The organism is Wolbachia endosymbiont of Nomada ferruginata, assembly GCF_001675785.1.
GTDB lineage: Bacteria > Pseudomonadota > Alphaproteobacteria > Rickettsiales > Anaplasmataceae > Wolbachia > Wolbachia pipientis.
In genome coordinates this window covers 1-2,739 of the sequence record NZ_LYUY01000129.1, presented here as the reverse complement: position 1 = coordinate 2,739, position 2,739 = coordinate 1, and the positions used below count along the sequence as shown (strand labels likewise).

Below are 2,739 nucleotides of genomic sequence, written 5' to 3'. Positions count from 1 at the left end.
TCCAGGAAAATTGATTGTAAACGAGCAAACATTTTCGATAAAATTACCAAAAAGCTAGATCCCAGACTGGGATGACACCACCTACAAATTGCAATGTTCGTATAGTTATGTGCTTGACACTGGGATCTAGAAAATCTAGTTAATATATATAGAGAAACCTTAGCTATAGTTTCAAAAGAAGTCGAATGTATTTTGTTATATGATTATAAGTCTAACAGGCGGAATTGGGGTAGGAAAGAGCTTTGTAGCTAATTGCTTTCAAGAGTTTGGTGCTGTTGTATTTGATGCTGATTCTGTTGTACACCAACTTTATAAAGTGGATAAAAGCATAATAAGTTATGCAGAGAAAAGTTTTCCTGGAGTGGTAGTAAATGGTGAAATAGATAGAACAGTACTGTCTAAATATTTCTTAGCCTACGATGAAAATTGGAAACAATTTCAATCTTTGGTTCACTCTGCTGTGCTGCGTGAATTAGAATTTTTTATTGCTAAGGAAAAAAAGATCGATAGAAAGCTTTTAGTTTTAGATGTGCCGCTTCTATTAGAAACAAAATTTTATTTATATTGCAACCTTATTGTTTTCGTCCATGCAGATAGCGTTGTGCAAGCTCAAAGACTTAACGAACGCAACATAGATAAAGAAAAGCTAAATTTAATCTTCAATGTTCAGTTATCTATTGAGGAGAAAAGGAAGATGAGTGACTTTATTATCGATACCAGTGTAAGCAAAGAGTATGTTTTTTCTCAAGTAAAAAAAATAGTGGATTCATTAAACCTAAACACGTAGCTTTACGTCATACCGTCACTTGGCCGTTAACAAGCAGCGGGATGACGGTTGTCAGGGTGTCATCCTAAGTTGACACTGGTTCACTCTATAATGGTGTCATCCCAGTGCTTGACACTGGGATCCAGGAAAGTTTGCTTGTAAACTAGCACGGAAAGTGGTTATAATGCTTTCGATGAGATTATATGGAAAACTGGATTCCAGTGTCAAGCACTGGAATGACATCCTTTTTTGGTCCTCTAAGTAGCCTCCTTCTCCTGTCATCCAAGTAGCCCCCTATGGTGTCATCCCAGTGCCCAGACACTGGGATCTAGCTTTTTGGTAATTTTATCGAAAATGTTTGCTCGTTTACAATCAATTTTCCTGGATCGAAGTAGTCAAGGCACTGGGATGACACCCTACTTAACCGTCATACCGCTGCGGTATCTCTTAGCCACTAACACGTAGCGGGATGACGATTGTCGATAAATCTAAGTTACTTTAGCAACAGTTATTCTCCACTAAATTACTCTGAATTTTGGTTATATTATTTGCGGATTTCACTGCTGAAATCTCAAATTTTGAGCTTGTGTTCAAAAATGATTCAACTGACCTGCCAAAAAAATCATATCTCCATCCCTTGAATAATTTATCTGTCTGTCCAGATATTGACCCGGTTAACTCATCTTTTGAAGAAACTAATTTCCTTGATATGTTACTTTCTTTACATTTACTATCTAAAATAATTGAGAGTATATCAAGTACAGATTTGTCATAATTACTCGATAAGGTGTTGTTTTGCTGCATCCAATTTCTCTCATTTTCATTAAAAATATTCACAAACTCTAGTAAATCCGCATCTTTTATATTTTTTGTATTCCTCTTGAGATCATCTAAAATCTCATCAACATGCTCTACATTTTTTTCAATAAAATCAGCTATTACAGCATTATTGATTATTTTATTACGGTTCATATTATAGCGCTGTGCTAAGGTTTCTTGCCACTCACTAACTGCTTTAACAGTTAGTATCAATCTTGGATTTACTTCATAATTAAATTTAATCCTCTTCCATGCATCTTTTGGGCTATGTAAATACTTATTTATATCAACTATTGATTCCATCTCTTCTTGAAACCAACCCATCCTATTATTTTCTTCAAGTTTATTGCACAATATTTGGTATAGGTCATATAGGTGTACCACGTCGTTTACTGCATAATCTAACTGATCTTCGGACAACGGACGCCTTAACCAATCTGAATTTTTAGCTTTAATTTTATCCAGTGCTATTCCTTGATATTGCTCCACTACTTTTGAGTAACCAATAAAGTCATGATAATAATGACAAAACATAGCAGCAACTTGGGTATCAAAAATGGGAGTGGGAATACATTTAAACACAGTGAGTAAGGATTCTATATCCTGCCGGCAGCTATGAAACACTTTGGTTATCCCCTGATTTAGCATTATTTTCTTAATGAATGATAAATCAATTTCTGGCACTAATGCGTCTACAATAAAACTCTTCTCTCCGTAAGAAATTTGAATTAACGATAATTTTGGGTAGTAGATTAAATTATTTCTAATGAACTCCGTGTCAACTGCTATAAATTTTGGCTTTTTTGCTATCAACCCCTCACATATGTCCTCCAGCTCCGACGTTGTATTAATTAACATATGTTTTTTATTCAGTGGTTCTACTTTACCACTTATATTAAATTTTTGCAATTAATGACTTCTTGCAGAACTTTCTATCACTCATTGGCATCACACAAATAGCCTTTTCCATCCCAATCCCAGTGCTTCCTTCTCCTGTCATCCCAGTGCCCTGACTACTTGGATCTAGCAAGCTTTGCTTGCAAATAAGTCTAATACGCGTCGCGTTTTATGCCAAAACACAATTGGAGTTACATGCAAAATAGATCCCAGTGTCAGCTACTCGGATGACAAAAAAAGGAGCACTGGGATGACAG

The 2,739-nt window shown here is 35.6% G+C and carries 4 protein-coding genes; 1 reads left to right on the top strand and 3 read right to left on the bottom strand.

Going from position 1 to position 2,739, the window contains the following annotated elements:
* Positions 1 to 199: 199 nt before the first annotated feature.
* Positions 200 to 787 (top strand): dephospho-CoA kinase, encoded by a 588-nt coding sequence (coaE, locus tag BA053_RS05875; protein WP_065106859.1) that lies wholly within the window; start codon positions 200 to 202, stop codon positions 785 to 787.
* Between the two features lie 178 nt (positions 788 to 965).
* On the opposite strand, the gene BA053_RS08415 is transcribed toward coaE, so the two are convergent.
* The 3 genes from BA053_RS08415 to BA053_RS08410 all read right to left on the bottom strand — a co-directional run bounded on the left by BA053_RS08415 (position 966) and on the right by BA053_RS08410 (position 2,615).
* The gene (locus BA053_RS08415; RefSeq protein WP_255356254.1) at positions 966 to 1,088 is read right to left on the bottom strand and encodes a hypothetical protein; all 123 of its coding nucleotides are present in this window, start codon (positions 1,086 to 1,088) and stop codon (positions 966 to 968) included.
* 176 nt (positions 1,089 to 1,264) lie between these two features.
* Positions 1,265 to 2,443: a ribonuclease D gene (locus BA053_RS05870; RefSeq protein ID WP_006279667.1), complete on the bottom strand. Its 1,179-nt coding sequence runs from the start codon at positions 2,441 to 2,443 to the stop codon at positions 1,265 to 1,267.
* 37 nt (positions 2,444 to 2,480) lie between these two features.
* Positions 2,481 to 2,615, bottom strand: coding sequence for a hypothetical protein (locus BA053_RS08410; RefSeq protein WP_010962423.1), 135 nt, complete (start codon positions 2,613 to 2,615; stop codon positions 2,481 to 2,483).
* Positions 2,616 to 2,739 lie beyond the last annotated feature (124 nt).

Coding starts and splice junctions, on each gene's coding strand:
- coaE (WP_065106859.1), top strand. CDS start 200: ATGATTATAAGTCTAACAGGCGGAATTGGGGTAGGAAAGAGCTTTGTA.
- BA053_RS05870 (WP_006279667.1), bottom strand. CDS start 2,443: ATGTTAATTAATACAACGTCGGAGCTGGAGGACATATGTGAGGGGTTG.